23 protein-coding genes are annotated in these 26,624 nt (G+C 63.2%); 20 read left to right on the top strand and 3 right to left on the bottom strand.

What is annotated here, in order from left to right; translation table 11 throughout:
• Positions 1 to 119 precede the first annotated feature (119 nt).
• The 14 genes from puuE to EN949_RS00525 all read left to right on the top strand — a co-directional run bounded on the left by puuE (position 120) and on the right by EN949_RS00525 (position 16,334).
• A complete protein-coding gene (puuE, locus tag EN949_RS00590) occupies positions 120 to 1,538 on the top strand; it encodes an allantoinase PuuE (protein ID WP_127365731.1) in 1,419 nt (472 codons plus the stop codon).
• A gap of 10 nt (positions 1,539 to 1,548) precedes the next feature.
• A complete protein-coding gene (locus EN949_RS00585; RefSeq protein ID WP_024501939.1) occupies positions 1,549 to 2,412 on the top strand; it encodes a bifunctional allantoicase/(S)-ureidoglycine aminohydrolase in 864 nt (287 codons plus the stop codon).
• On the top strand, positions 2,409 to 2,915 hold the full coding sequence (locus EN949_RS00580) for an ureidoglycolate lyase (protein ID WP_013528245.1): 507 nt from the start codon (positions 2,409 to 2,411) through the stop codon (positions 2,913 to 2,915). Before EN949_RS00585 ends, EN949_RS00580 begins: the two co-directional genes overlap by 4 nt.
• Positions 2,912 to 3,505 carry a nucleoside deaminase gene (locus EN949_RS00575; RefSeq protein ID WP_013528246.1) on the top strand — a complete coding sequence of 198 codons (594 nt, stop codon included), beginning with the start codon at positions 2,912 to 2,914 and terminating at the stop codon, positions 3,503 to 3,505. Before EN949_RS00580 ends, EN949_RS00575 begins: the two co-directional genes overlap by 4 nt.
• Before the next feature lie 82 nt (positions 3,506 to 3,587).
• Positions 3,588 to 5,573 carry a CocE/NonD family hydrolase gene (locus EN949_RS00570; protein WP_127365732.1) on the top strand — a complete coding sequence of 662 codons (1,986 nt, stop codon included), beginning with the start codon at positions 3,588 to 3,590 and terminating at the stop codon, positions 5,571 to 5,573.
• A 154-nt stretch (positions 5,574 to 5,727) separates the two neighbouring features.
• Entirely contained in the window at positions 5,728 to 7,314 is a 1,587-nt protein-coding gene (locus EN949_RS00565; protein ID WP_013528248.1) for an ABC transporter substrate-binding protein, read from the top strand.
• Between the two features lie 16 nt (positions 7,315 to 7,330).
• Positions 7,331 to 8,290 (top strand): ABC transporter permease, encoded by a 960-nt coding sequence (locus EN949_RS00560; protein ID WP_013528249.1) that lies wholly within the window; start codon positions 7,331 to 7,333, stop codon positions 8,288 to 8,290.
• 9 nt (positions 8,291 to 8,299) lie between these two features.
• Positions 8,300 to 9,124: an ABC transporter permease gene (locus tag EN949_RS00555; RefSeq protein ID WP_013528250.1), complete on the top strand. Its 825-nt coding sequence runs from the start codon at positions 8,300 to 8,302 to the stop codon at positions 9,122 to 9,124.
• The gene (locus EN949_RS00550; protein WP_013528251.1) at positions 9,124 to 10,794 is read left to right on the top strand and encodes an ABC transporter ATP-binding protein; all 1,671 of its coding nucleotides are present in this window, start codon (positions 9,124 to 9,126) and stop codon (positions 10,792 to 10,794) included. Before EN949_RS00555 ends, EN949_RS00550 begins: the two co-directional genes overlap by 1 nt.
• A gap of 185 nt (positions 10,795 to 10,979) precedes the next feature.
• Positions 10,980 to 12,569 (top strand): ABC transporter substrate-binding protein, encoded by a 1,590-nt coding sequence (locus EN949_RS00545; RefSeq protein ID WP_024501943.1) that lies wholly within the window; start codon positions 10,980 to 10,982, stop codon positions 12,567 to 12,569.
• Between the two features lie 97 nt (positions 12,570 to 12,666).
• Positions 12,667 to 13,506 carry an alkaline phosphatase family protein gene (locus tag EN949_RS00540; RefSeq protein WP_024501944.1) on the top strand — a complete coding sequence of 280 codons (840 nt, stop codon included), beginning with the start codon at positions 12,667 to 12,669 and terminating at the stop codon, positions 13,504 to 13,506.
• Between the two features lie 170 nt (positions 13,507 to 13,676).
• Positions 13,677 to 14,243: a sigma-70 family RNA polymerase sigma factor gene (locus EN949_RS00535; protein WP_027163789.1), complete on the top strand. Its 567-nt coding sequence runs from the start codon at positions 13,677 to 13,679 to the stop codon at positions 14,241 to 14,243.
• On the top strand, positions 14,240 to 14,908 hold the full coding sequence (locus EN949_RS00530) for an anti-sigma factor (protein WP_082826721.1): 669 nt from the start codon (positions 14,240 to 14,242) through the stop codon (positions 14,906 to 14,908). The genes EN949_RS00535 and EN949_RS00530 overlap by 4 nt, the downstream gene beginning before the upstream one ends.
• Positions 14,898 to 16,334, top strand: a complete 1,437-nt coding sequence (locus tag EN949_RS00525; protein ID WP_063169817.1) for a S8 family serine peptidase — start codon at positions 14,898 to 14,900, stop codon at positions 16,332 to 16,334. The genes EN949_RS00530 and EN949_RS00525 overlap by 11 nt, the downstream gene beginning before the upstream one ends.
• On the opposite strand, the gene EN949_RS00520 is transcribed toward EN949_RS00525, so the two are convergent.
• Together EN949_RS00520 and EN949_RS00515 are read right to left on the bottom strand one after the other, a co-directional pair.
• Entirely contained in the window at positions 16,331 to 16,840 is a 510-nt protein-coding gene (locus tag EN949_RS00520; protein ID WP_013528257.1) for a hypothetical protein, read from the bottom strand. The genes EN949_RS00525 and EN949_RS00520 overlap by 4 nt on opposite strands.
• A 23-nt stretch (positions 16,841 to 16,863) precedes the next feature.
• Positions 16,864 to 17,682, bottom strand: coding sequence for a class I SAM-dependent methyltransferase (locus EN949_RS00515; RefSeq protein WP_063169816.1), 819 nt, complete (start codon positions 17,680 to 17,682; stop codon positions 16,864 to 16,866).
• Positions 17,683 to 17,760: 78 nt separating this feature from the next.
• On the opposite strand from EN949_RS00515, the gene EN949_RS00510 reads away from it, so the two are divergent.
• Positions 17,761 to 18,669 carry a LysR family transcriptional regulator gene (locus EN949_RS00510; RefSeq protein ID WP_127366643.1) on the top strand — a complete coding sequence of 303 codons (909 nt, stop codon included), beginning with the start codon at positions 17,761 to 17,763 and terminating at the stop codon, positions 18,667 to 18,669.
• Between the two features lie 119 nt (positions 18,670 to 18,788).
• Here the strand turns inward: EN949_RS00510 and EN949_RS00505 are convergent, their stop codons facing one another.
• A complete protein-coding gene (locus EN949_RS00505) occupies positions 18,789 to 19,811 on the bottom strand; it encodes a substrate-binding domain-containing protein (RefSeq protein ID WP_013528260.1) in 1,023 nt (340 codons plus the stop codon).
• A gap of 361 nt (positions 19,812 to 20,172) precedes the next feature.
• Here EN949_RS00505 and EN949_RS00500 point away from each other — a divergent pair, with 361 nt between their 5' ends.
• The 5 genes from EN949_RS00500 to ugpC form a co-directional block, all read left to right on the top strand.
• Positions 20,173 to 21,528: an ABC transporter substrate-binding protein gene (locus EN949_RS00500; protein ID WP_013528261.1), complete on the top strand. Its 1,356-nt coding sequence runs from the start codon at positions 20,173 to 20,175 to the stop codon at positions 21,526 to 21,528.
• Between the two features lie 228 nt (positions 21,529 to 21,756).
• Positions 21,757 to 22,770, top strand: coding sequence for a sugar ABC transporter permease (locus tag EN949_RS00495; RefSeq protein ID WP_063169814.1), 1,014 nt, complete (start codon positions 21,757 to 21,759; stop codon positions 22,768 to 22,770).
• Between the two features lies 1 nt (position 22,771).
• Positions 22,772 to 23,926, top strand: coding sequence for a carbohydrate ABC transporter permease (locus EN949_RS00490; protein WP_063169813.1), 1,155 nt, complete (start codon positions 22,772 to 22,774; stop codon positions 23,924 to 23,926).
• Between the two features lie 4 nt (positions 23,927 to 23,930).
• Positions 23,931 to 25,595, top strand: a complete 1,665-nt coding sequence (locus tag EN949_RS00485; RefSeq protein WP_063169812.1) for an alpha-glucosidase — start codon at positions 23,931 to 23,933, stop codon at positions 25,593 to 25,595.
• 24 nt (positions 25,596 to 25,619) lie between these two features.
• Positions 25,620 to 26,624: sn-glycerol-3-phosphate ABC transporter ATP-binding protein UgpC (ugpC, locus tag EN949_RS00480; protein ID WP_127371616.1), on the top strand; the 1,005-nt coding region annotated here is incomplete at its 3' end.

The following is a 26,624-nucleotide window of genomic DNA, read 5'->3' as shown; positions in this document are numbered from 1 at the left end:
GCATAAGTCCCGGTCGAGCGGAGTGCGACAAAAACACTTTCAAAAATTTTCGGGGGAATGCGAGAAGCACCCTTTCGATATTCTGATCATACTTCGGGCCGTGCCCGGCGGGAGGGACGATGCGTTACAGCAGAGACATGCGTGGCTACGGAGCCAATCCGCCGGACCCGAAATGGCCTGGCGGTGCACATGTCGCCGTGCAGTTCGTCGTCAATTACGAGGAAGGCGGCGAAAACTGCGTGTTGCATGGCGACAAGGCGTCCGAAGCCTTCCTGTCGGAAATCGTCGGCGCGGCACCCTGGGTGGGTCAACGCCACTGGAACATGGAATCCATCTACGAATACGGCGCCCGCGCCGGCTTCTGGCGGCTGCTCCGGCTGTTCACCGAGTCGCAAGTGCCGATCACCTGCTACGGCGTCGCCACAGCGCTCGCCCGTTCGCCGGATCAGGTAGCGGCCATGCAGGACGCCGGCTGGGAGATCGCTTCGCACGGCTTAAGATGGATCGACTACCGCGACCACAGCGCCGAGGATGAGCGCCGCGACCTCGAGGCGGCGATCAAGCTGCACTACGAAGTGACCGGCGCGCGCCCGACCGGCTGGTATACGGGTCGCACATCGATCAACACGGTGCGGATTGTGGCGGAAGAAGGCGGCTTCGACTATGTGTCGGACACCTATGACGACGAGCTGCCGTACTGGTTCGAGCATGAGGGCGGCGCGCAGCTCATCATCCCCTATACGCTCGACGCCAACGACATGCGGTTCGCCACGCCGCAAGGTTTCAACTCGGGCGACCAGTTCTTTGCCTATTTGAAGGACAGCTTCGATACGCTCTATGCCGAGGGCAAGGCCGGCCGGCCACGCATGATGAACATCGGCCTGCACTGCCGCCTCGTCGGGCGGCCGGGCCGGGTGGCGGCGCTGAAGTGCTTCGTCGACTATGTGAAGTCGCACGACAAGGTCTGGCTGGCGAGGCGCATCGACATCGCCAAGCACTGGCAAGAGGTCAATCCTTATCAACCGGCGGCACTCCGTCCATCGAAGATGGAATTCGAGACCTTCGTCCACACTTTCGGCGGCGTGTTCGAGCATTCGCCCTGGATCGCCGAACGCGCCTACGAACTGGAACTAGGCCCGGCGCATGACACTTCGGGCGGCCTGCACAATGCGCTTTGCCGTATCTTCCGCTCCGCCAGCGAAACCGAACGGCTTTCGGTGCTCAACGCCCATCCCGACCTTGCCGGCAAGCTGGCCAAGGCCAAACGGCTGACGGCGGAATCGACCAGGGAACAGGCCTCGGCCGGCCTCGACGCGCTGACCGACAAGGAGCGCGAACTGTTTTCCAAGCTCAACGCCGCCTACGTCACCACCTTCGGCTTCCCTTTCATCATCGCGGTGAAGGGCAAGACGAAGGAGGAAATCCTGGCGGAGTTCGAGGCGCGCATCGGCAACAGCCGCGGCGTCGAATTCGAGACCGCCTGCAAACAGGTCGAGCGCATCGCGCTGCTCCGCCTCAAGGACATGCTTCCGCAATAGGTTTGAAACCATGGATACGATCAGGATGCCCGAGCGAACCTATTACGCGCCACATGGCGGTCATTCCGGCCAGAACGAGCTTCTGACCGGCCGCGCCGTCTTCACCGAGGCCTATGCCGTCATTCCCCGGGGTGTGATGCAGGACATCGTCACCAGTGCGTTGCCGTTCTGGGACGAAACCCGCGTCTGGATCTTGTCGCGACCGCTATCGGGTTTTGCCGAGACGTTCTCGCAATACATTGTCGAGGTCGCGCCCGGCGGCGGCAGCGATCGGCCGGAACCCGATGCCGGCGCCGAAGGCGCTCTGTTCGTGGTCGAAGGCGAACTGACGGTTCTGCTTGCCGGCAAGACGCATGTGTTGCGGCCCGGCGGCTTTGCCTTCCTGCCGCCGGCCAGCGGCTGGACGGTTCGCAACGAAAGCAGGGCCGCCGTGCGCTTCCACTGGATTCGCAAGGCTTACGAGGTGGTCGACGGTCTCGATGTGCCGGAAGCCTTCTTCACCAATGAGCAGGAGATCGCGCCAACGCCGATGCCCGGCACCGAAGGCCGCTGGGCGACGACGCGGTTCGTCGATCCGGCAGATTTGCGCCACGACATGCACATGACCATTGTCACGCTGGAACCCGGCGCGGTCATTCCCTTCGCCGAGACCCATGTCATGGAGCACGGTCTCTATGTGCTGGAGGGTAAGGCCGTCTACCGCCTCAACCAGGACTGGGTCGAGGTCGAGGCCGGCGACTATATGTGGCTGCGCGCCTTCTGCCCGCAGGCCTGCTATGCCGGTGGCCCGGGTAAATTCCGCTATCTGCTCTACAAGGACGTCAACCGGCACGCCAAGCTCGGCGGCGCCGGCATCGCAAGGCGCGCGCTGTGACCCGTATCGTCGCGCGGCCGCTGACCCGCGAGGGCTTTGCCCCCTTCGGCGATGTCATCGACATGGGCGGCGACAACCACTACCCGATCAATGGCGGCAGGGCCGAGCGCTATCATGATCTGGCTACCGCCGAAGCAACCGGTCCGAACGCCCGCGTGCTGATCTCGATGGTGCGCGGCACACCCTACGAATTGCCCCTGAAATTGAGCATGGTCGAGCGCCATCCCTTCGGCAGCCAGGCCTTCATCCCGCTCTCGCCGCGCCCCTTCCTGGTCGTCGTCTGCCATGACGGGGAGCAGGGGCCGGGCGAGCCGCATGCCTTCATCACCGCACCCGGACAAGGCATCAATTACCGGCGCAATCTCTGGCATGGCGTGCTGACGCCGCTCGGCGAGGCTCAGGACTTCCTGATCGTCGACCGTGGCGGCGATGGCTCCAATCTCGAAGAGTTCCATTTCTCGCACGCCTACGAGATCCACTTGCCCAACGAGAGCCTCCTGTGACCGATATTTCACTGATCGACCGCCTGCTCGATGTGATCGAGCACGACATCGTGCCGAAGACGGCCGACGGCGTTACCTATGGCAACAAGCTGTTCGGCGCGGCGATCCTGCGCAAGGACGACCGTTCGCTGGTGCTGGCTGAAACCAACAACGAGATGGAAAACCCGCTCTGGCATGGCGAGGTCCACTGCCTGAAGCGCTTCTACGAAATGCCCAGGGCTGAGCGCGTCGATACGAAAGACGCCATCTTCATCGCCACGCACGAACCCTGCTCGCTGTGCCTGTCGGCGATCACCTGGACCGGCTTCGACAATTTCTACTATCTGTTCAGCCACGAGGATTCGCGCGACAGCTTCGCCATCCCGCACGACCTGAAGATCCTGAAAGAGGTCTTCACCCTCGATCCCGGCGGCTACAATGCCGAGAATGCCTACTGGAAGAGCTTTTCTATCCGCAGGCTGGTGCGAGCGTTGCCCGAGGCAGAGCGGCGACGGCTGGAGACCCGTATCGGCGCGATTTCGGCGCGCTACGATGAATTGTCCAACATCTATCAGGCGAACAAGGACGATAACGATATCCCGCTGAACTGACGCGGATTGACCAGCCGAATTCGTTGGCTGGCCCACGACGCGGCACGGCAGGTTCCATCATCTGGCGATCCTGGAGCATGCCATGAAAACCGTCACCGAATTTGCCCGCAAAATCGTCGAATTCCCGGATATGGGCATCGTCATGCCGGATGGCTGCCGCCTGTCGGCGCGGGTGTGGATGCCGGAGGATGCGGGCGACGATCCGGTGCCTGTCATCCTAGAGCATCTGCCCTACCGCAAGCGCGACGGCACCATCTTTCGCGATCAGCTGACGCATCCTTATTTCGCCGGCCACGGCTATGCTTCGATCCGCGTCGACATGCGCGGCAATGGCGATTCCGAAGGGCTGATGGACGACGAATATTCCGAGCAGGAATTGCAGGACGCCTGCGACGTCATCGCCTGGGCGGCAAGCCAGCCCTGGTGCAACGGCAATGTCGGCATGATGGGCATTTCCTGGGGCGGCTTCAACTGCCTGCAGGTGGCGGCCAAGCGGCCGCCGGCGCTGAAAGCGGTGATCAGCCTGTGCTCGACCGTCGACCGCTATGCCGACGACATCCACTACAAGGGCGGCTGCCTGCTGATCGAGAATTTCGGCTGGGCCTCGACCATGCTGTCCTACTCGTCGCGGCCGCCGGATCCGCTTTTGGCCGGCGACAACCGATGGCGCGATCTGTGGCTGACCCGGCTGGAGAACCAATCCTTCCTGGCGCCGCTGTGGCTGAAACACCAGCACCGTGATGCCTACTGGAAGCGCGGCTCGATCTGCGAGGATTTTTCCGCTGTCAAAGCCGCCGTGCTGTCGATCGGCGGCTGGCATGACGGCTACCGCAACACCGTCTCGCATCTGGCGACCAACATCCAAGCCCCGGTCAAGGGCATCGTCGGGCCATGGATCCACAAATACCCGCACTACGCCGGGCCCAAGCCTGCCATCGGCTTCCTGCAGGAGGCCTTGCGCTGGTGGGACCGCTGGCTGAAGGGTGTCGACACCGGCGTCGAGGCGGACCCGGCCTACCGCGCCTATGTCATGGACAGCGTGCGTCCGGCGCGCTGGCACCCCGAGCGTCCCGGCCGTTGGGTGGCGGAGCAGGAATGGCCCTCGCCAACCATCCAGACGCAAACAGTCGATCTGATCCCCTCAACGGAAAAACCCGCCATCATCGCCTCTCCGCAAAGCTGCGGCCTGGCCGGCGGCGAGTATTTTCCCTTCACCTTCGGCCCCGAACTGCCCGGCGACCAGCGCCCCGACGATGCGCTGTCGGTGTGTTTCGACCAGCCGGAACTCAGCGAGCCGATCGACATCGTCGGAGCGCCGGAGGTCGAGCTGCGGCTGTCCTCTGATCGTCCGCAGGCCAACATCGCGGTCCGGCTTTGCGATGTGCATCCCGACGGCGCCTCGGAGTTGATCTCCTATGGCGTGCTCAATCTGACGCACCGCAATTCGCACGAATTCCCCGAGGCGCTGGTGCCGGGCGAAACCGTCTCGGTGCGCCTCGTGCTCGATCAATGCGCCTATCGTGTGCCGGCCGGCCACCGGCTGCGTGTTGCCGTTTCGAACGCCTATTGGCCTGCCATCTGGCCGTCGCCGGAGCCGGTCCAGCTCACCTTGTCGACGGCGACGCTCAATTTGCCGCTGCGGCCGCTGGCGACAGGCGACGAAGTAACGTTCGCCGAGCCGGAAGGTGCCACCCCCTGGGCAACAGAGACGATCCGCGCCGCCAATTCAGAGCGCCATGTCGATCGTGATGAGAAGACCGGAATGGTGACGCTTTCCATTGTTGACGATTTCGGCGAGGTGCGTGATCTCGCCCATGGCCTCGCCAATGGCAGCATCGCCCGCGAGACCTGGACGATCCATCCCGACGATCCGCTGTCGGCCTCGGGGAAGACGCACTGGACGCAGACCCTGTCGCGAAACGGATGGTCAGTACGCACCGAAACGACAGCCGAAATGCGATCGGACGCGCAAAACTTCATCGTCAGCGCCAGAATCGAGGCCTATGAGGACGAAACCCTCGTCTTCGAGCGCAATTTCGAGGAGAAGGTGCCGCGCGCGCTTCTTTGAATGCCGATTTCATTGGTCCAATTGCGACGTACGATTTACGCCACGGCATGTCGCATTCGGTCTTGCTTACCGCTTTCCCTTGCGGTCATTATTCTCCTCACAAGAAACAAGAAAAACGACCGCAGAGTCGAACCAACAGAGTGAGGAACTCAAAATGTCGAACGAACTGGAATTTCTTAGCCGGCGTGTCGCGTCGGGCAAACTGAGCCGTCGTGATTTTCTCGGCCGGGCGGCGGCGCTCGGTATCTCCGCGCCCTTCGCCAACTCGCTGCTTTCAAGCGCTGCACGCGCGGCAGGCCCGGTCAAGGGCGGCACACTGAAGGCCGGACTTGTCGGCGGCGAATCCACCAACAGCCTTGATCCGGCACTGTTCATGACTCAGGTGCCGTTCGCCTTCGGCAAGATGTGGGGCGAATTGATTGTCGAGCTTTCGCCGGAAGGCAAGCTCGAGAACCGCATCGCCGAGGAGATCGGCTCGTCGGACGACGCCAAGGTGTGGACGCTGAAGATCCGCGACGGCGTCGAATTCCACAACGGCAAGACAGTGACCGCCGAGGACGTGGCCGCCACACTTGAGCGCCATTCCGACGAGAAGTCGAAATCCGGCGCGCTCGGCTACATGAAAGGTATCGAGACCATCAAGGCCAGCGGCAAGGAAGTCGTGCTGACGCTGAAGGAGGCCAATGCCGATCTGCCCTATTTGCTCAGCGACTATCACCTGATCGTCCAACCAAATGGCGGCAAGGACAAGGCTGACGCAGGCATCTCGGCCGGTCCTTACAAGGTCACGACCAATGAGCCCGGTGTGCGCCATGGCGGCGAGCGTTTCGCCAATTACTGGCAGGGCGACAAGATGGGCCATGCCGACCAGATCGAGATCATCGTCATCAACGATGCGACGGCGCGCACGGCCGCCCTGCAGGGCGGCCAGGTCAACGTGATCAACCGCGTCGAGCCGAAGATCGTCGACCTGATCAAGCGCCTGCCGGGCGTCACCATCCGCAACCACGCGGGTCCTGGCCACTACGTGTTCATCATGCATTGCAACACGGCGCCGTTCGACAACGCCGATTTGCGCATGGCACTGAAGCTGGCCATCGACCGCGAGGAAATGCTGGACAAGATCCTGCGCGGCTACGGTTCGCTCGGCAACGACTTCCCGATCAATGCGTCCTATCCGCTGTTTACCGAGATCGAGCAGCGCAAATACGATCCCGACAAGGCCAAGTTCCACTTCAAGAAGTCCGGCCACGACGGCGCGGTCCTGCTGCGGACCTCGGACGTCGCTTTCCCGGGCGCCGTCGATGCATCGCAGTTGTTCCAGCAGAGCGCGGCCAAGGCCGGCATTCAGATCGAGCTGAAGCGTGAGCCCGGCGACGGCTATTGGAACGAGGTCTGGAACAAGCAGCCCTTCTGCGCGTCCTACTGGGGCGGCCGCTCGACCCAGGACCAGATGTACTCCACCGCTTATCTGTCGACCGCCGACTGGAACGACACGCGTTTCAAGCGTCCTGACTTCGATAAGATGGTGCTGGCGGCGCGCGCCGAGCTCGACGAGACCAAGCGCAAGCAGATGTATCATGACATGGCTGTCCTGGTACGAGACGAGGGCGGCCTGATCCTGCCGATGTTCAACCAGTTCATCGACGCTACCGGCGCCAAGGTCGGCGGCTGGGTCGACGATCCGCATCAGGAGCTGATGAACGGCTACGCGCTGGCGAAGTGCTGGCTCGAAGCCTGAGCTTGGCCTTGCGGATATGTCCTCACCCATCTTGAAACTGGTGGCCCAGCGCGTTGCGCTGGGCATTCTGCTCTTGTTGGCCGTTTCGGTCCTGATCTTCGCCGGCACCCAGATCCTGCCCGGCGACGTCGCGCAAGCCATTCTCGGACAGTCGGCGACGCCGGAGTCGCTTGCCAATCTGCGCGAGCAGCTCGGACTCAACCAGCCAGCCTATCTCAGGTATTTTCATTGGCTGGGCGGCGTGCTGACCGGCGATCTCGGCACGGCCATGTCGAGCGGGCAGGACATCGCCACGTCGATCAAGGGACGGCTGTGGAACACGCTGTTCCTCGCCTTCTGGGCGGCGATCGTCGCCGTGCCGCTGGCGATCATCCTCGGCCTGATCGCGGTGCGCTACCGCAATGGCTGGGTCGACAAGCTGATCTCCGGGCTGGCGCTGGCCTCGACCTCGTTTCCCGAATTCTTCATCGGCTATGTGCTGGTCTATTTCTTCGCCGTGAAATGGCAGATATTCCCCGGCATTTCGACCGTCTATGACGGCATGCCTTTTGGCGAACGGATGCAGGCGATCGCCTTGCCGGCGACGGCGCTGACGCTGGTCGTGCTCGCCCACATGATGCGCATGACACGCGCGGCGATCCTCAATGTCATGCAGTCGGCCTATGTCGAGACGGCGGAACTGAAGGGCCTGTCGGCCTTCAACGTCATCCGCAAGCACGCCTTCCCCAATGCCATCGCGCCGATCATCAATGTCGTCATGCTCAACCTCGCCTACTTGATCGTCGGCGTCGTCGTGGTCGAGGTGATCTTCGTCTATCCGGGCATGGGACAGTATCTGGTCGACCACGTCACCAAGCGAGACGTGCCGGTGGTGCAGGCGGTCGGCCTGATCTTCGCCGCCGTCTATATCAGCCTGAACATCATTGCGGACATAGCGGCGATCGTCGCCAATCCGCGTCTCAGACATCCGAAATAAGGGGCGGATATGCTCGATATCAAACGCATCCCCATCCCCGCGCTGATCGGCATCGTGCTGACGGCATTGTTCGTGCTGGCGGCGGTCTTCGCCCCCTGGATCGCGCCGCACGGCAATGGCGAAATCGTCGGCGACGTCTGGGAACCGATGTCGGCTGCCCATTTGCTGGGCACCGACAATCTCGGCCGAGACCTGCTGTCGCGCATGATCTACGGCGCCCGCATCACTTTGTTCATCGCGGTGCTGGCCACCGCGCTGTCGTTCTCGCTCGGCGCCATTCTCGGCTTCTCGGCGGCCGTGTTCGGCGGCTGGTTCGACACGCTGCTGTCGCGCCTCGTCGATCTCTTGATGTCGATCCCGACGCTGATCATGGGTCTCGTCGTGCTGTCGGTGCTGCCGACCAATCTGGTGACGCTGATCCTGGTGATGGGCATTCTGGATTCGACCCGCGTCTATCGCCTGTCGCGCGCGGTCGCCGTCGACATCAACGTCATGGACTATGTCGAAGCGGCGAAACTGCGCGGTGAGGGCAGCGGCTGGATCATCTTCCGCGAGATTCTCCCCAACGCATTGTCGCCGCTGGTTTCCGAACTCGGTCTGCGCTTCATCTACGCGGTGCTGTTCCTGTCGACGCTGTCGTTCCTCGGCCTTGGCGTGCAGCCACCGGACGCCGACTGGGGCGGCATGGTCAAGGAAAACAAAGACGGCATCGTGTTCGGCATCGCGGCCGCACTTATCCCAGCGGGGGCGATCGCGCTGCTGGCGATTTCCGTCAACCTGGTTGCCGACTGGGTGCTCAACCGGACGACAAGCCTCAAGGGAGGACGCGGGTGATGGCCGACACCAAAGCGAAGCTCGGGCAACCGAAGTCAGGCCTGCTGCTCGACATCCGCAATCTGCGCATCGAGGCTACCGTCTTCCCGCCCGGCGAACCGCCGAAGGACATCGTGCTGGTGCACGATGTCTCACTGACGCTCGAGAAGGGCAAGGTGCTCGGCCTGATCGGCGAATCCGGCGCCGGCAAGTCGACTATCGGCCTGTCGTCTATGGGCTACGGCCGCGGCGGCGTGCGCATCACAGGCGGCGAGGTGATCCTGAACGGCCGCGACATCCTCAAGGGCGGCAAGGACGGCTTCCGCAAATTACGCGGCCGCGAGGTCTGCTATGTCGCGCAGTCGGCGGCAGCGGCCTTCAACCCGGCGCACAGACTGATGGACCAGGTGGTGGAAGCCACCCTGCTGCACGGCACCGCGACACGCGCCGAGGCCGAGAAGCGCGCGGTTGCGCTGTTCAAGAAGCTCAGCCTGCCGAACCCTGAAACCATCGGCGAGCGTTTTCCGCACCAGGTTTCGGGCGGCCAGTTGCAGCGTGTGATGACGGCGATGGCCCTGTGCTCCGAGCCGGACCTGATCGTCTTCGACGAGCCGACCACGGCGCTCGACGTGACGACGCAGATCGACGTGCTGGCGGCGATCAAGGACGCCATCCGCGACACCCATGTCGCTGCGCTCTACATCACGCACGACCTTGCCGTCGTCGCCCAGGTCTCCGACGAGATCATGGTGCTGCGCCATGGAAGGCTGGTCGAATGGGGCGGCACAAGGCAGATCATCAAGGAGCCGCGCCAGGAATACACCAACGCGCTGGTCTCGGTGCATGAGATCGAACACCAGGAGCAGAAGCCCGGCACGTCGCCGTTCCTGTCGGTGAAGAACGTCACCGCCGCCTATGGCCGCAGCCATATCAAGGTGCTGAAGGACGTATCCGTCGACATCTATCCGGGCCAGACGCTGGCCGTGGTCGGCGAGTCCGGCTCCGGCAAGTCGACGCTGGCGCGCGCCATCACGGGACTTTTGCCACCCGAACAGGGTACCGTCACCTTCGACGGACGCGCGCTGGCCAACAGGCTGGCCGACCGGCCGAAGGAGGATCTGCGCCAGTTGCAGATGATCTACCAGATGGCCGATGTGGCGATGAACCCGCGTCAGACCGTCGGCACCATCATCGGCCGGCCGCTGGAGTTTTATTTCGGCATGCGCGGCCGTGAGCGCGACAGACGCGTTGCCGAACTGCTCGACAAGATCGAGATGGGCAAGGGATTTTCCGACCGCTACCCGGCCGAGCTTTCCGGCGGCCAGAAACAGCGTGTCTGCATCGCCCGGTCGCTTGCCGCCAAGCCGAAGCTGATCATCTGCGACGAGGTGACCTCGGCGCTCGATCCGCTGGTGGCACACGGCATCCTCGAGCTGCTGCTGGAGCTGCAGAAGGAAGAGAACGTCGCCTATCTGTTCATCACGCATGACCTTGCCACGGTGAAGTCGATCGCCGATTCAATCGCGGTTATGTATCGCGGCGAGGTGGTGCGTTACGGCCCCAAGGGCAAGGTGCTGAGCCCGCCCTTCGACGCCTACACCGACCTGCTGCTCTCCTCGGTTCCAGAGATGGAAATCGGCTGGCTGGAAAAGGCAATCAAGGGACGGCGCATGGCCAGCGCGGGGAACTAAAGCAATTCCGGGAAAACTGGGAACCAATACTGCCGGAAGAAAAAGGCAGGCGCTTCCCCTGGAAATTGTGTCAGACCAAGCTGCCACATAGGGGCGTCAGCGACCGTCATCCGGATGCAACACTAGAGCGCCACACGTCCTTCGGGACGAGCGCCGCTCGCACGACTTTTAAACAGGGGTAGGACATGAAAACTGAACTCGATTATCTCGCCGAACTCGCCGGTCACGGCCGGATATCGCGCCGTGCCTTTCTTGGGCGCGCCGCCGCGCTCGGCGTATCGGCGGCCATGATGCCGGCGCTGGCCGGCAAGGCATTTGCCCAGACGGCGGTGAAGGGCGGTATCATCAAGGCTGGCCTGCAGGGCGGGGAATCCACCAACAGCCTCGATCCGGCGCTGAATCTCAGCCAGGTAACCTTCAGCTTTGGCAAGCTTTGGGGCGAGTATCTTGTGCGCCTCACACCGGACAACAAGCTGGTCAACCTGATTGCCGAAGAGATTGGCGCCTCAGCCGACGCCAAGACATGGACGATCAAGATCCGCGATGGCATCGAGTTCCACAATGGCAAGACGGTCGGCGCGGAGGACGTTGCCGCCACCATCGAGCGCCATGCGGACGAGAAGTCCAAGTCCGGAGCACTCGGCATCCTCAAGAACATCAAGGGCGTCAAGGCGAGCGGCAAGGAAGTCATCGTCACGCTCGGCGACGCCGATGCCGACTTCCCCTATCTGATGGCCGACTACCATCTCGTCATCCAGCCGAATGGCGGCAAGGACGATCCGAATGCCGGCATCAGCGCCGGACCCTACAAGGTTAGCGTCAACCAGCCAGGCGTGCGCCATGGCGGCGAGCGTTTCGCCAATTACTGGCTTGGCGACAAGGCCGGCCATGCCGACCAGGTCGAGATCATCGTCATCAATGATGCGACCGCACGGCTTGCAGCCTTGCAAGGCGGCCAGGTGCACATGATCAACCGCGTCGAACCCAAGGTCGTCGATCTGGTCAAGCGCATCGCGGGCGTTTCCATCGAGAACGTCTCGGGCAAGGGCTACTATCCGTTCAACATGTTCTGCGACACCGCACCTTTCGACAGCAACGATCTGCGCATGGCGCTGAAGCTAGCCATGGACCGCGACGAGATGCTGGAAAAGATCCTGCGCGGCTATGGCTCGGTGGGTAACGACTTCCCGATCAACGAGGCCTATCCGCTGTTTTCCGCCGATATCGAACAGCGCAAGTTCGATCCGGACAAGGCGGCGGCAGCCTACAAGAAATCAGGCCACAGCGGCTCGATCGTGCTGCGCACCTCGGACGTCGCCTTCCCGGGCGCCGTCGATGCCGCACAGCTCTATCAGCAGTCCTGCGCCAAAGCCGGCATCAAGATCGAGATCAAGCGCGAACCCGGCGACGGCTACTGGTCGGAGGTCTGGAACAAGCAGCCTTTCTCGCTCTCCTACTGGGGCGGACGCGCCACGCAGGACCAGATGTATTCCACCGGCTATGTCTCGACCGCCGACTGGAACGACACGCGCTTCAAGCGGCCGGAATTCGACAAGATGCTGTTTACCGCGCGCGGCGAGCTCGACCAGGCCAAGCGCCAGGCGATCTACCACGATATGGCAGTGATGATGCGTGACGAAGGCGGGCTGATCGTGCCCTTCTTCAACCAGTTCATCGACGCGGCCGCCACCAACAAGATCGGCGGCTATGCCAAGAGCCCTATCGGCGAAATGATGGACGGCTACGCGCTTGCCGAGTGCTGGCTCAACGCTTGAGCGGACCCTGATCGTCCGATTTCATCTATCAGAACGCCGTGTGCCCGGGACGGCACACGGCGTTCCCGTTTCAACCGCCAACCGCATGGAGCAGCCCGTGGCGCTCAAATCCAAGCTTCTGCTGATCATCCTCGATGGCGTGCCTTACCGGAACTGGCGCCGGCTGATGGGCAATCTCGAAGGCTGGGTGCAATCGGGCGAGGCGCAGGTCTGGAAGATGCGCTCGGTGCTGCCGTCGACCTCGGCCTGCTGCTATGCCTCGATCCACACCGGGGTTTCGCCGCAGGTGCACGGGATTCTCTCCAATGAGAACCGTTTCCGCGTCGAGCAGCCCGATATCTTCTCCGAGGTCAGCAAGGCAGGCGGCAAGACGGGGGCGGTGACCCATTCCTACTGGTCGGAATTCTTCCGCGCCTACCCGTTCGACCTGGTGGAGGGCATGGAATTCGACGAGCCAGGCGGGCCGATCACGCATGGCCGCTTCCACACCATGACCGGTTACAATCTCCGCAACCAGATGACGCCGAGCGATGTCGACCTGTTCGCGACGCTGACCATGCTGACGAAACGCCATGGCATCGACTACGGCATCCTGCACACCTGCACGCTGGATTCGATGGGACACCGCTTCGGCCACGACTGCCACGAGATGGACCATGCCGTCTATGCGATGGACGGCATGCTGGCCGCCTTCCTGCCACGCTGGATCGAAGCCGGCTATGAGGTGATCGTCACCGCCGATCACGGCCAGACCGATCGTGGCCATCACGGCGGCCATGACGACGAGATGCAGGATTTCGCGCTGTATTATTTTGGACAAGGCAAAGGGCCGGATGCGGACACACTACTCGACCAGCTGCAGCTGGCGCCGACGGTGCTGAGCCGACTGGGCGTTCCCGTGCCCGCGACGATGAAGGCGAAGTCTTTCTTGGAGTGAGAAGCGGTCCGCGAAGCTCTTCCCTTCTGCCCTTGTGGGAGAAGGAAGAGGCGCACCTCTGGCAACCTCCGCGCTCTTCGGTTAGCCTCCGCAAAATTCCTTGGCGGAGGATGAACCTTTTTGGGCCGATCAGCGACAGAGCAGACAGGAGCCAGGCGGCTCGACCGGCCATGACGGCAGCGACGGAGACCGATCGCGCGCTTGTCGACCGGGTCGCGAAGGGCGACCGAGCCGCCGTGCGGCTCCTGTTCATGCGTCACCACGCGCGGGTCTACCGCTTCGTGGCGCGCCAGACGGGATCGGAAATGATGGCCGACGATATCGCCAACGAAGTCTTCCTCGAGTTGTGGCGCCAGGCGCCCGGCTTCGAAGGGCGTTCCGAAGTCTCGACATGGCTGCTCGGCATTGCCCGTTTCAAGGCGCTGTCCTTTCTGCGCAAGAAGAAGGAAGACTGGATCGACGACGAGGCCGCCGCCGCGGTGCCCGACGGCGCCGACACGCCGGAAGTCGTCACCATGAAGGAAGACAAGGCGGCCGCCCTGCGGCGCTTCGTCGACGCCTTGCCGGAAGAGCATCGCGTCGTCATCGATCTTGCCTATTATCACGGGCAGTCGGTGAGCGAGATCAGCGAGGTGCTCGACATTCCGGTCGCCACCGTCAAGACCCGGATGTTCTACGCCCGCAAGAAACTCGGCGAGGCTCTCAAGGCCGCCGGTTACGACAGGGGGTGGCCATGAGCGCCGCTGAAAAGATGTCGCGCCGCGACGAAATGGAAACGCTGCTGCCGTTCTACCTGAACGGCTCGCTGGAAGGTTCCGACCTGGAAGCGGTCGAGGAATGGCTGGCCAGCGATCCGGCCGCACTTGCCGCCCTTGGCGAAGCTGAAGCCGAATTCTCCGGCGCCACGGCCGCCAACGAAGCAATCCGGCCGCCGGCCGATGCGCTCAGCCGCTTTGCCAAGGCACTCGACGCCGAGGCCGGGCCTGCGCGCAAGCCGGCAGGATCGTCCTGGCTGGCGCAGGCCTGGGGCCGCTTTATGGCGGTGCCGGTCGGCGTCGCCTGGGCGGCAGCCGCGGTTCTGCTGGCGCTGGTCATGGTGCAGTCGTTTGTCGAACCCGGCGGAAAGGGCAATGATTTCGAGATTGCCGGCGCGCAAGACGATCTGGCGAAAATGCCGTACGCCCTGGTCAAGTTCAAGCCGGATGCGAAGATGTCGGACATTTCCGCCTTCCTCGGCAGCAACGGGCTGAAGATCGTCGGCGGACCGACCGCCGACGGCGTGTTCCGGCTTGGCATCCCGGCTGCCAACGCAGCCGACTACACCAGGCAAATCGGCCTTGTTGCCGCCCAGGCTTTCACGGAGACTGTGATCGAGGGAAGGAAACCGGTTGATGGCGGCTGAGGCGGTCATTCGATTTGCGGCAATGCTTGCGGCGGCGATGACAATCGTCGCCGTGCCCGCGTCGGCGCAGACCAACGATCCCAATCCCGACCAGACGAAAATCGACTGCCGCGACGGGACCAATGCGGCAGGCGCCGACTGCGCCAAGGATGGCAGCGACACAGAGGGCGGATCGGATGCGGCGCAATCCGGCGCGGTGTTCCTGCCGGCCCTGATCGTCGACCTGTTTCCCAACCCGGCGGCGCCCCCGACCCCTGTGCCGACGCCACGGCCCGAACCGGCGACGCCGCCGGCCGACACTCAAGCCGGCCCCCCGCCCGGTGGCCCGATCGTCTCGCCGACCGATCTCATTGCCGTTCAGCCGCGGCGCGCGGTGGTTGGCGATTTCGTGCCCGACGAGGTGCTGGTGACCGTCGACGGCGATGCCGGCGCTGTCCAGCAGATCGCCGCCTCCTTCGGCCTGCAGGTGCGCTCGCAGCGCCAGTCGCGGCTGCTTGGCACCACACTGGTGCGCTTCGGCATTCCCGACGGCCGGCCCGTCGGCGTCGTGCTGGCGCAACTGGCCGCCGACGGCCGCACCCAGCGGCGCGAGCCCAATCACGTCTATTCGCTGCAGCAGGCCGCCGGCATCGTCAACTATGCGTTCGACCGCATTGCACTCGATTCCAAGCAGGCCAACGGAGAAAACGTCCGCATCGCGGTGATCGACACCGGCATCGACGACACCAACCCGGCGCTCTCGGGCGTCATTGCCGGGCAGTTCGACGCCATGCCCGACGTGCCGATCGAAAAGCGCGATCACGGCACGTCGATCGACGGGCTGATCGCCGGCGTCGGCGCGCTGGAAGGCATGGCACCGGGCGCAAAAATCTATCACGCCCGCGCCTTCGAGGACGGCAAGTCGACCATGGACGTCATCCTGTCGGCGCTCGACTGGGCGGCGGAACAGGACGTGCGCATCATCAATATGAGCTTTGTCGGGCCGAAGAACGATTTGCTCGGCGTCGCCTGCCGCAATGCCCGCGCGCTCGGCATGGTGCTGGTCGCCGCAGCCGGTAACAACGGGCCGAAGGCGCCCTATGGCTATCCGGCCGCCTTCGATGGTGTCGTCGCGGTGACCGCCACCGATGCCAAGGACGGGCTGATGCCGCAGGCCAATCGCGGCGCCTATGTCTTCATCTCGGCACCCGGCGTCGAGATGGTGGCGCCGAGCGGCGCCGGCTCGGATGTGGTCACAGGCACCTCGTTTGCCGCGGCGATCGTGAGCGGCGCCATCGCCAATCTCATCCATGCCGCGCCCGATCGCTCGGCCGACGACATCGAAAAGGCGCTCGCGGCAACGGCCAGGGATCTCGGCCCCAAGGGACGCGACAATGATTTCGGCTACGGCCTGCTGGACATCAAGGCGGCGGCGGCAAAGGACTAGTCTGCGACAGTCCAAGCCGCGGCTTGCGGAGGACGCACCAGAAAATAGAACGCGACGATGTGCGTGATCATCAGCAGCGGCACGTAGATGATCGGGATCGCGTAGGTGGCGCCCAGTTCGCCCGCACGCTGGGGGAGGCCGACCTGGATGGCGTGGTAATAGTCCACGATGAGGTCGACCGTCCCGACCAGATTGAAGGCGACGACGAGCGCCCAGAAGAGCTGAGGTATCCTCACCGTGAGCAGCGCCAGCATGGCCAGCACTCCTGTTGCAAGGTCGCCGTAGGCAGCAAACACGGCAAAGCCGGCAGGCAAATCGGGGCTGACGACACCCGGAACGAGGAAGACCAGCCCGAAGAAGCGGAAGCTGTGCAGAGCGGCAACAGCGCGCTGCGCCGCGACCCGGTCCATCGACCTGAGCCACGGCAAACCGTATGTAGCGAAGCAAAGCAGCCACGCGACATAGCCCAGAACAAGATGGATTTGGAATAGGACTTCGGTGGACATCTGGCCTCCTCTCGACAATTGGTTCATGCGGCCTCGAACACTGCGGTCAGGATACCGAGCCGACCTTGCATAAGATTTCGTCCGAGGTTGGCCGCAAGCTCAGCGAAGTCCGGTCCCATCACCACGCCGAGATTGGGCGAAGGCGGCGGCCCCGACGCGCGCAACTGTGCGAACCACGCCTTGGCGGCGTCGGTGTCGTCTTGCCATGCCAGCATGCGGAAGCTGGCCGGTTCGATCGCCTCGCGCGTCGCACCGGCTGTTAGGAGAAAGCTCGTCGCCGGCGTTCTCGCCCAGGGAAGCGGATAGTGCGGCTCGCCTCCAGACAGCACGACGTCGTATGTGGCAAACCTGCCGCCTGGCTTCAGCACGCGCCGAATCTCGCTGTAGAGCAGCGTCCGGTCAGAGATGTTCATCGCCACGTGCTGCAACAGCACCGCGTCGAAACGGCCATCGTCGAATGGGAGCTCCAATGCGCTGGCGGTCTGGAACGACAGCTGCCCGCTCTGTCCCGTGCGCTCGGTCAGATAGCGCGCGGCATCCACGAAAGGCTCGCTGAGATCCACGCCAGTAACCCGGCAGCCATAGGTCGCAGCCAGAAAGCGCGCCGGCCCACCGACGCCCGAGCCGACGTCCAGTATCGACATGTCGGCAGCGATCCCCGCCAATTGGGCAAGCTCGGCGGTGGCAGCTAGCCCACGGGTGTGAAACTGGTCGAGAACGCCCAATTGTTGGGGCGTGAGGAGCTGGTCCTCCGGGCCGAGGGCAGCCAACACCGTCTTCAGCCGCTCGGTCAGGCCCGTCGCGCGATAATGGTCGCGTACCCCTTCAAGTTCATCGGTCATCGCATGATGTCTCCTAGGTTCAGCTCATACCTAGGCCCACTTCCATAATTCGACTACCCGGCGTAATAACAACAACCTATGAAGCAGAACTACACAGTCCGACATGGTGCGCTGGAGGGCATCGAGGCGTTCCTGGCTGTCGCCAGGCACCGCAACTTCCGCCGCGCCGCAGCGCAACTCGGCGTGACACCGTCCGCCGTGAGCCAGGCGGTGCGCGCGCTGGAGGCACGCATGGGTGCGGCGCTGTTCGTCCGCACGACACGGAGCGTCGGCTTGACCGAGCCTGGCCAGCGGTTCCTCGATCGTGCCGGCCCTGCTTTCGAAGAACTCGTCGCGGCCGGCGAGGCCGTGCGTGACATCGGCCAACGGCCGACCGGTCTGCTGCGCCTGTCCGTGCCCCGCGCTGTCGTGCCGTTGATCCTGGAGCCGATGATCGCGTCGTTCTGCCGGGCTTACCCCGAGATCGAGCTGGAGATCGCCGCGAGCGACGAGATGGTCGATCTCGCGGCCGGCGGGTTCGATGCCGGCATCCGTCTCGGCCAGTTCATTGCGGTCGACATGGTCGCGGTGCGGCTAACCCCATCGTTTTCGTTCGTGGTCGTCGGCAGCCCTGACTATCTCAAACGCCACGGCCGCCCCGAACGCGTCGGCGATCTGCGCAACCACGCCTGCCTGCGCTTGCGCCGTTCGAATGGCGCCATAGCGCCCTGGGCTTTCGTCGACGGCAACGAGACGATCGAGGCGATGCTCTCAGGCCCGCTGATAGCGCACGATTATCCGACATTGCTCGGGGCCGCGATGCGGGGCGTCGGGCTGGCGCAGACGCCTCGACCAATCGCTGAAGCTCCGATAGCCGAAGGTAAACTGGAACCGGTGCTGGACGGCATCGCCGCCACGACGCCGGGCGTCTTCCTGTATCATCCCGGCAAGCGCCAAGTCCTGCCGAAGCTGCGCGCCTTCATCGACCACCTCAAATCCGCGGCGTGAGATGTCGGAATCCGGCCCCCTTGCGGTGGTCTCGCTACTGCCGGCGTCGGGCGAGATTGATGCGGCGTGAGTGTCGCGTCTCAACTCGATCCCGCAGAGCACATGGCTTTGATCTCCAGCTACGCCGGCGCACCGGCGACTGACCCTCTCACCACCAGGTCGACCGGCCAGACCTCGCCTCGCGCGCCCTCCTCCAGTCCTGAAATCCGTGCCGCCAGCCGCTCGGCGACACGGGCGCCGGCGAGACGGATCGATGAACGCGTCGTCGACAGCGGCACCGAGAAATTCTCCGGCCTCAGCCAGGGGAAGACATCGTCATGGGCGATCAGCGAGACGTCGCCCGGGATGCTCAAGCCGAGGTCGCGCACCGCACGCACGACGCCCAGCGCCATGATCAGGCTGGAGCAGGCGATCGCCGTCGGCGCGTCGTCCCCTTCCAGCAAACGCCTGGTGGCGCGGTAGCCGTTCTCCTCGGTCATATCGACCGAGCAGACATGGCGTTCGATCAATGTCAGTCCGCTCGCGGCGAGTGCCCGGCGCACGCCGCGTTCGCGATGGATGGCGAAGGTCTCGCGGCCGTCACCGTTGATCAGCGCCAGCCGCCGATGACCGAGCTGGATCAGCAGCCTGGCCGCTTCGTGGAAGGCGCCCTCATTGTCGATGTCGGTGAAGGCGTAGTCGAAATCGAAGCCCTCACTGCGGCCATGGACGATGAAGGGAATGCCGAGCGTGTTGACCAGCGCCACGCGCCGGTCAGCGGGCCTTGGAGAGGAGATATAAACAGCGTCGACCTGCCGGTTGGCGACGATGCGCCGGTAGGTCGTCTCCTGGTCGTCGGCGTCGGCCGGCGACAGCACAAGGTCGAGCTCGTGCGAGCGGGCATAGTCGCCAAGGCCGGACAGGAACTCGACGAAATGCGGATCGATGTCGACGGACGCACCGGTCGGCAGGACATAGCCGATCATGCCGGTCTTGCCGGTCGCCAGCCGGCGCGCGCTCGGGTTGGGCCGATAGCCATGGCGCTTGGCGGCATCCATGACACGCCTGCGCGTCTCCTCGTTGACCTCGGGATAGCCGTTCAGCGCGCGGCTTACCGTGGTTTGCGAAAGTGCCAGCATGTGGGCGAGCTGCTTGAGGTTCACGAAAGTCTCCATTCCCTCAAAGCGCTTTTAAATTGAATCGACCCAAGTGCCACCGGGGCCGAGCCATACGAAGCCCAACCATAGACGCGGTTTGGGCATGTTTGAAACAAAAATTGCTGCTGCACTGCCATAATAGCATGCTGCGACGCACTTTTAGGGCGAAAATGCGCGAACCTAAATCGATTGATTCGCCAGCCTCTTGACTTCCCCGCGATTCAATGGCGTGATCGAAAAAGCCAAAGCGCTTTGGAAGACTCTTCGAAAGGTTGCGGTTCCTTTCCGACTGAGTCACAGTCCTGCGGCGTCGGCGGGCGGAATGGAGGTTCCGTCCGGTGTGTGAGACCCACTGGGAGGAATACCGATGAAGAAAATGCTTTTGCTGGGTGCTGCGTTTGCCACGTTCGCCCTGAACGCGCCCGCGCAGGCCGAACTGAAGTTCAAGCCCGGCGAAGACAAGCGCTTCAACTGGGCGAACTACGAAGAGCTCAAGAAAGTCGACCTCAAGGGTGAAACGCTGTCGATCTTCGGACCGTGGCGCGGCGAGGACGAAGGCCTGGTGCGCGGCGTCCTCGACTATTTCTCGGAAGCCACCGGCGTCGAGATCAAATACTCCTCCTCGGAGAATTACGAGCAGCAGATCGTCATCGACACGCAGGCCGGCAGCCCGCCGAACATCGCCGTGCTGCCGCAGCCGGGCCTCATCCAGGACCTGGCGTCGAAGGGCCTTTTGACGCCGCTCGGTGACGACACCGCCAAATGGGTCAAGGACAATTACGGCGCCGGCCAGTCATGGGTCGATCTCGGCACCTTCAAGGACAAGGACGGCAAGCCGGGCTTCTTCGCCTTCCCTTACAAGGCCGACGTGAAGTCGCTGGTCTGGTACTCGCCGGACAATTTCGAGGAAGCCGGCTACAAGGTGCCGAAGACCCAGGAAGAACTCGCCGATCTCGAAAAGAAGATCATCGCCGATGGCGGCAAGCCGTGGTGCATCGGCCTCGGCTCCGGCGGTGCCACCGGCTGGCCGGCAACCGACTGGGTCGAAGACCTGATGCTGCGCACCCAGCCTCCGGAGGTCTACGACAAATGGGTGAAGAACGAGATCCCGTTCAACGATCCGGCGGTGGTCAACGCCATCGACATTTTCGGCAAGATCGCGACCGACGACAAGATGGTCGACGGCGGCGCCAAGGCGGTTGCGGCGACCGACTTCCGCGACAGCCCGAAGGGCCTCTTTTCGGTGCCGCCGAAATGCTACCTGCACCACCAGGCATCGTTCATTCCGACCTTCTTCCCGGAAGGCACCAAGGTCGGCCAGGACGCGGACTTCTTCTACTTCCCGCCCTATGCCGCCAAGCCTGAACTGGGCACGCCCGTGCTCGGCGCCGGTACGCTGGCGATGATCACCAAGGACAGCAAGAGTGCGCGCGCGTTCATCGAATTCCTGAAGATGCCGCTCGCCCACGAGATCTGGATGGCCGAGGGCGGCTTCGTGACGCCGCTCAAGTCGGTCAACAAGGATGCCTATGCCAGCGACGCGCTGAAGAAACAGGGCGAAATCCTCGCCAATGCCTCGACTTTCCGCTTCGACGGTTCCGACCTGATGCCGGGCAAGATCGGCGCCGGCGCCTTCTGGACCGGCATGATCGACCTGGTCGGCGGCAAGTCGGCACAGGACGTCGCCACCGACATCCAGAAGAGCTGGGACGCCATCAAGTAGACGGCTGGCACGTAGACGACCAACCATTCTCGCACTGGATTCGGACCGTACCGGCCCGGATCCGACGGCGGCCCGTGCCGCAGCCTTTCGTCATGAGCGCATTGACATGAAGCGCGATCGGCAATGTGCGCAAGCCGCCGATGACGCGCTCCAAACAACTGAATCGGCGCCTGGTCCCCGTCACCAAGGTCATTCCTTGTCGGGTCATGCGCAGGGGGAGAGGGACCCATGGCGGCTCAGATTTTCTCGGCCATATTCGTCATCATCGTCGGCGTCGGCGGTTGCGTCGCCTATTTCTGGGGCGCCAACAAACTGGTCGACCTGATATTCCCGTCACGCGGCGTCGCCGGTGCCGCGGCCATCGACAATCTACGCCGGCAAGGGTTGGTCCGCCCATGGCTGTTCGTCGGCCCGGCGATGATCATCCTCACCATTTACCTGATCTATCCGGTGGTCGAGACGCTGCGGCTGTCGTTCCTCGATCGCGGCGGCATCAGTTTCGTCGGCCTGGCGAACTATGAATGGGCGTTCGGCGACCGCGAGTTCCGCAACTCGATCCTCAACAACATCATCTGGCTGGCGGTGGTGCCGGCCGCCTGCACCTTCCTCGGGCTGATCATCGCCGTGCTTACGGACAAGATCTGGTGGGGCACGATCGCCAAGAGCCTGATCTTCCTGCCGCTGGCGATCTCCTTCGTCGGCGCCAGCGTGATCTGGAAATTCATCTACGAGTATCGGGGCGAGGGCCAGACGCAGATCGGCATCCTCAACGCCATCATCCAGCATTTCGGCGGCCAGCCGCAGGTCTGGATATCGCTGCCGTTCTGGAACAATTTCTTCCTGATGATCATCCTGATCTGGATCCAGACCGGCTTTGCCATGGTCATCCTGTCTTCCGCCCTGCGCGGCATCCCCGAGGAAACGCTGGAAGCCGCCGTCATCGACGGCGCCAATCCGTTCCAGATCTTCTGGAAGATCATGGTGCCGCAGATCTGGGGCACCATCGCCGTGGTCTGGACCACGATCACCATTCTGGTGCTCAAAGTATTCGACATCGTGCTGACCATGACCAACGGCCAGTGGAACAGCCAGGTGCTGGCCAATCTGATGTTCGACTGGATGTTCCGCGGCGGCGGCGATTTCGGCCGCGGCGCCACCATCGCCATCATCATCATGATTGCGGTCATTCCGATCATGGTCTGGAACATCCGACAGGCGAACAAAGAGACGGGAGGACATTGAGATGGCCGTCGCGACCGGAAATTCCTTCGCCAGCCGCTTCGGCGTCCACATCGCCGTGCTCATCTTCGTCGCGATCTGGACCATACCGACCCTTGGCATCCTGGTTTCGTCGCTGCGCGACAAGAACCAGATCATCGCCTCGGGCTGGTGGAACTCGTTCGCCAGTTCCACACAGACGGAAGCCGGCCGGCTGCCGCCCGCCTCGGCGCAAGTCGAGAAGGACGGCAAGTTCGTGCTCGAGGGCAATATCTTCGGCGACGGCACCAAGCGCGACATCAGCGCCTTCGGAATCAAATCGGCGGCACCGACGCAGTATCCCGCCGGCACCACAGCCGATCTCGGCGACGGCGTGACCTTGCAGCTCAATGCCGACGGCAGCTTCGTCATGCAGTCCCCGAAAGCGTTCGAAGGCGATCGCGGCCAGCGCGTCTATTATGCTTCGTCGGCGCCGCCGAAATTCACCACCGATAATTACAAAACCGTGCTGTTTTCCGAAGGCATCGGACGGTCTTTCATGAATTCCCTGACCGTCACCATTCCGGCGACCGTCATCCCGATCCTGATCGCCGCCTTTGCCGCCTATGCGCTGGCCTGGATGCGGTTTCCCGGCCGGGCGCTGCTGATCGCGGTCATCATCGGCTTGCTGGTGGTGCCATTGCAGATGTCGCTGATCCCGCTGTTGAAACTCTACAACGGCGTCGGCGCTTTCTTCGGCATGCCGTCGAAGACCTATCTCGGCATCTGGCTGGCGCATACCGGCTTCGGCCTGCCCTTCGCCATCTACCTGCTGCGCAGCTACATTGCCGGCCTGCCGCGCGAAATCATGGAATCGGCGCGCATCGACGGCGCCAGCGATTTCGAGATCTTCGTCAAGATCGTCTTGCCGCTGTCGTTTCCGGTGCTGGCTTCGTTTGCCATCTTCCAGTTCCTGTGGGTATGGAACGATCTGCTGGTGGCGATGGTTTTCCTCGGCACAGAGGCAGACCAGATCGTGCTGACCGCCAAGCTCAACGCGCTGTTGGGCTCACGCGGCGGCGACTGGGAGATTCTGACGACATCGGCTTTCGTGACCATCATCGTGCCGCTGATCGTGTTCTTCTCGCTGCAGCGCTATTTTGTCCGCGGGCTGCTTGCCGGCTCGGTGAAAGGAGGCTGAGACGATGCAATCCGCTTTGAAGGCCAGCTCGAAGCCTGACCTCGCCATCGATCGCGACTGGTGGCGGGGCGCGGTGATCTACCAGATTTATCCGCGCAGCTACCAGGACTCGAACGGCGACGGCATCGGTGACCTTAAGGGCATCATCGGGCGGCTACCCTACATCGCGGCACTCGGTGCGGACGCCATCTGGATTTCGCCATTCTTCAAGTCGCCGATGAAGGATTTCGGCTATGACGTGTCGGATTACTGCGACGTCGATCCGATGTTCGGCACGTTGGCCGACTTCGACGCGCTGACCGCCGAGGCACACAGGTTGGGCTTGAAGGTGATGATCGACGAGGTGCTGTCGCACACCGCCGACAACCACCCGTGGTTCAAGGAAAGCCGGTCGAGCCGCAGCAACCCGAAAGCCGACTGGTACGTCTGGGCAGACGCCAGGCCGGACGGCACGCCGCCCAACAACTGGCTGTCGATCTTCGGCGGCTCGGCCTGGCAATGGGACACCAGCCGCCAGCAATATTACATGCACAATTTTCTGGCCGAGCAGCCCGACCTCAACTTCCACAACCACGAGGTTCAGGACGCGTTGCTCGACGTCACCCGCTTCTGGCTGGAGCGCGGCGTCGATGGTTTCCGGCTCGACACCATCAATTTCTACTTCCACAGCCAGGGCTTGGAAAACAACCCGCCGCTGCCGCCGGAAGAGCGCAACGACCAGACCGCGCCGGCGGTCAACCCCTACAACTACCAGGACCATCTCTACGACAAGAGCCGGCCCGAGAATCTCGGCTTCCTCGAACGGTTCCGTGCCCTGCTCGATGAATATCCGGCAACCGCAGCGGTCGGCGAGGTCGGCGATTCGCAGCGTGGGCTTGAAGTGGTGGCCGCCTACACCGCCGGCGGCAAGCGCGTGCACATGTGCTACTCCTTCGATTTCCTGGCGCCGGAAAAGATCAGCGCGGGCAAGGTCCGCTCGGTGCTGGAATCCTTCGGCAAGGTCGCCAGCGATGGCTGGTCGTGCTGGGCCTTCTCCAACCACGATGTAATGCGCCCGGCCTCGCGCTGGGCCGCCAATGAGCCCGACCCGACCGCCTACCTCAAGGTCATCTCGGCGCTGCTGATGTCCTTGCGCGGTTCGGTCTGCATCTATCAGGGTGAGGAACTTGGGCTCGGCGAGGCCGACCTTCGGTTCGAGGATTTGCAGGATCCCTACGGCATCCGCTTCTGGCCTGAATTCAAGGGCCGCGACGGCTGCCGCACACCGATGGTGTGGGACGGCGGCGCCAAGAATGGCGGCTTCTCCCAGGCAAAACCCTGGCTGCCGGTGCCGGCCAAGCATTTGGCGCAAGCGGTCAATGTCCAGCAGGGCGACGAGGCTTCGCTGCTCGAGCACTACCGGCGCTTTCTCAGCTTCCGGCGTGCCCATCCGGCGCTGGCCAAGGGCGACATCACCTTCATCGAAAGTGAGGGAGATACCGTGGCCTTCACGCGCCGCGCAGGCAACGAGCAGATCGTCTGCGTCTTCAATCTGGGAGCCGGGCGGGCCAAGGTTGACCTTGGCGGCCGATCGCTGCAACCTCTGCCCGGGCACGGATTTTCGGGGCAGGCGAGCAGCGGTTCCATCGAGCTTGGCGGCTACGGCGCCTGGTTCGGGCGTCTCGACTGAATTTCCAATCACTGGAGGAAACCAATGGCCGATGTCACGCTAAGACAAGTGAAGAAGTCCTACGGCAATCTGAACATTCTCCACGGCATCGACCTCGATATTAGGTCGGGCGAGTTCATCGTCTTCGTCGGCCCGTCGGGCTGCGGCAAGTCGACATTGCTGAGGTCGATCGCCGGGCTCGAGGAAATCACCTCCGGCGAACTCAGAATAGCCGGCGAAGTGGTGAACGACGTGCCGCCGTCGAAGCGGGGCATCGCCATGGTGTTCCAGTCCTACGCGCTGTACCCGCACATGACCGTCTACGACAACATGGCGTTCTCGATGAAGATCGGCAAAGAGAACAAGGCCGAGATCGACCGCCGCGTGCGCCAGGCCGCCGAGATCCTGCAGCTGACCAAATATCTCGACCGCCTGCCCAAGGCGATGTCGGGTGGCCAGCGCCAGCGCGTCGCCATCGGCCGCGCCATCGTGCGCAATCCGAAGGTGTTCCTGTTCGACGAGCCGCTTTCGAACCTCGACGCCGCGCTGCGCGTCGCCACCCGCATCGAGATCGCCAAGCTCAAGGAATCGATGCCCAACACGACCATGATCTACGTTACCCACGACCAGGTCGAGGCGATGACGCTGGCCGACCGCATCGTGGTGCTCAAGGACGGCCATATCGAGCAGGTCGGCACGCCGATGGACCTCTACAAGAAGCCCGGCAATCTGTTCGTTGCCCAGTTCATCGGCTCGCCGGCCATGAACATCCTGCCGGCGACCATCGAAAAGACCGGAAACCCGACCGTCGTCAGCCATGTCGGCGGACGCAAGGCGACCGTGCCGATTGCGACGCCGGCTTCGGCAAAGGGCGCTGCGGTGAGCTTTGGCGTGCGGCCGGAGGACCTGATCATCGCCAGCGGCGCGGACTATCTGTTCGAGGGGACGGTCGACTATGTCGAGCAACTCGGCGAGGTGCAGCTTGTCTATGTCGACATCGGCCGCGCCGATCTGCCGCTGGTGACCAAGCTGCCCGGCAATGTCGAGGTC

This window comes from Mesorhizobium sp. M7A.F.Ca.US.007.01.2.1 (genome assembly GCF_003998165.1).
In the GTDB taxonomy this organism is placed as follows: domain Bacteria; phylum Pseudomonadota; class Alphaproteobacteria; order Rhizobiales; family Rhizobiaceae; genus Mesorhizobium; species Mesorhizobium ciceri.
Note: the sequence above shows the minus strand (reverse complement) of the source record. Positions and strands in the feature narration are given on the sequence as shown.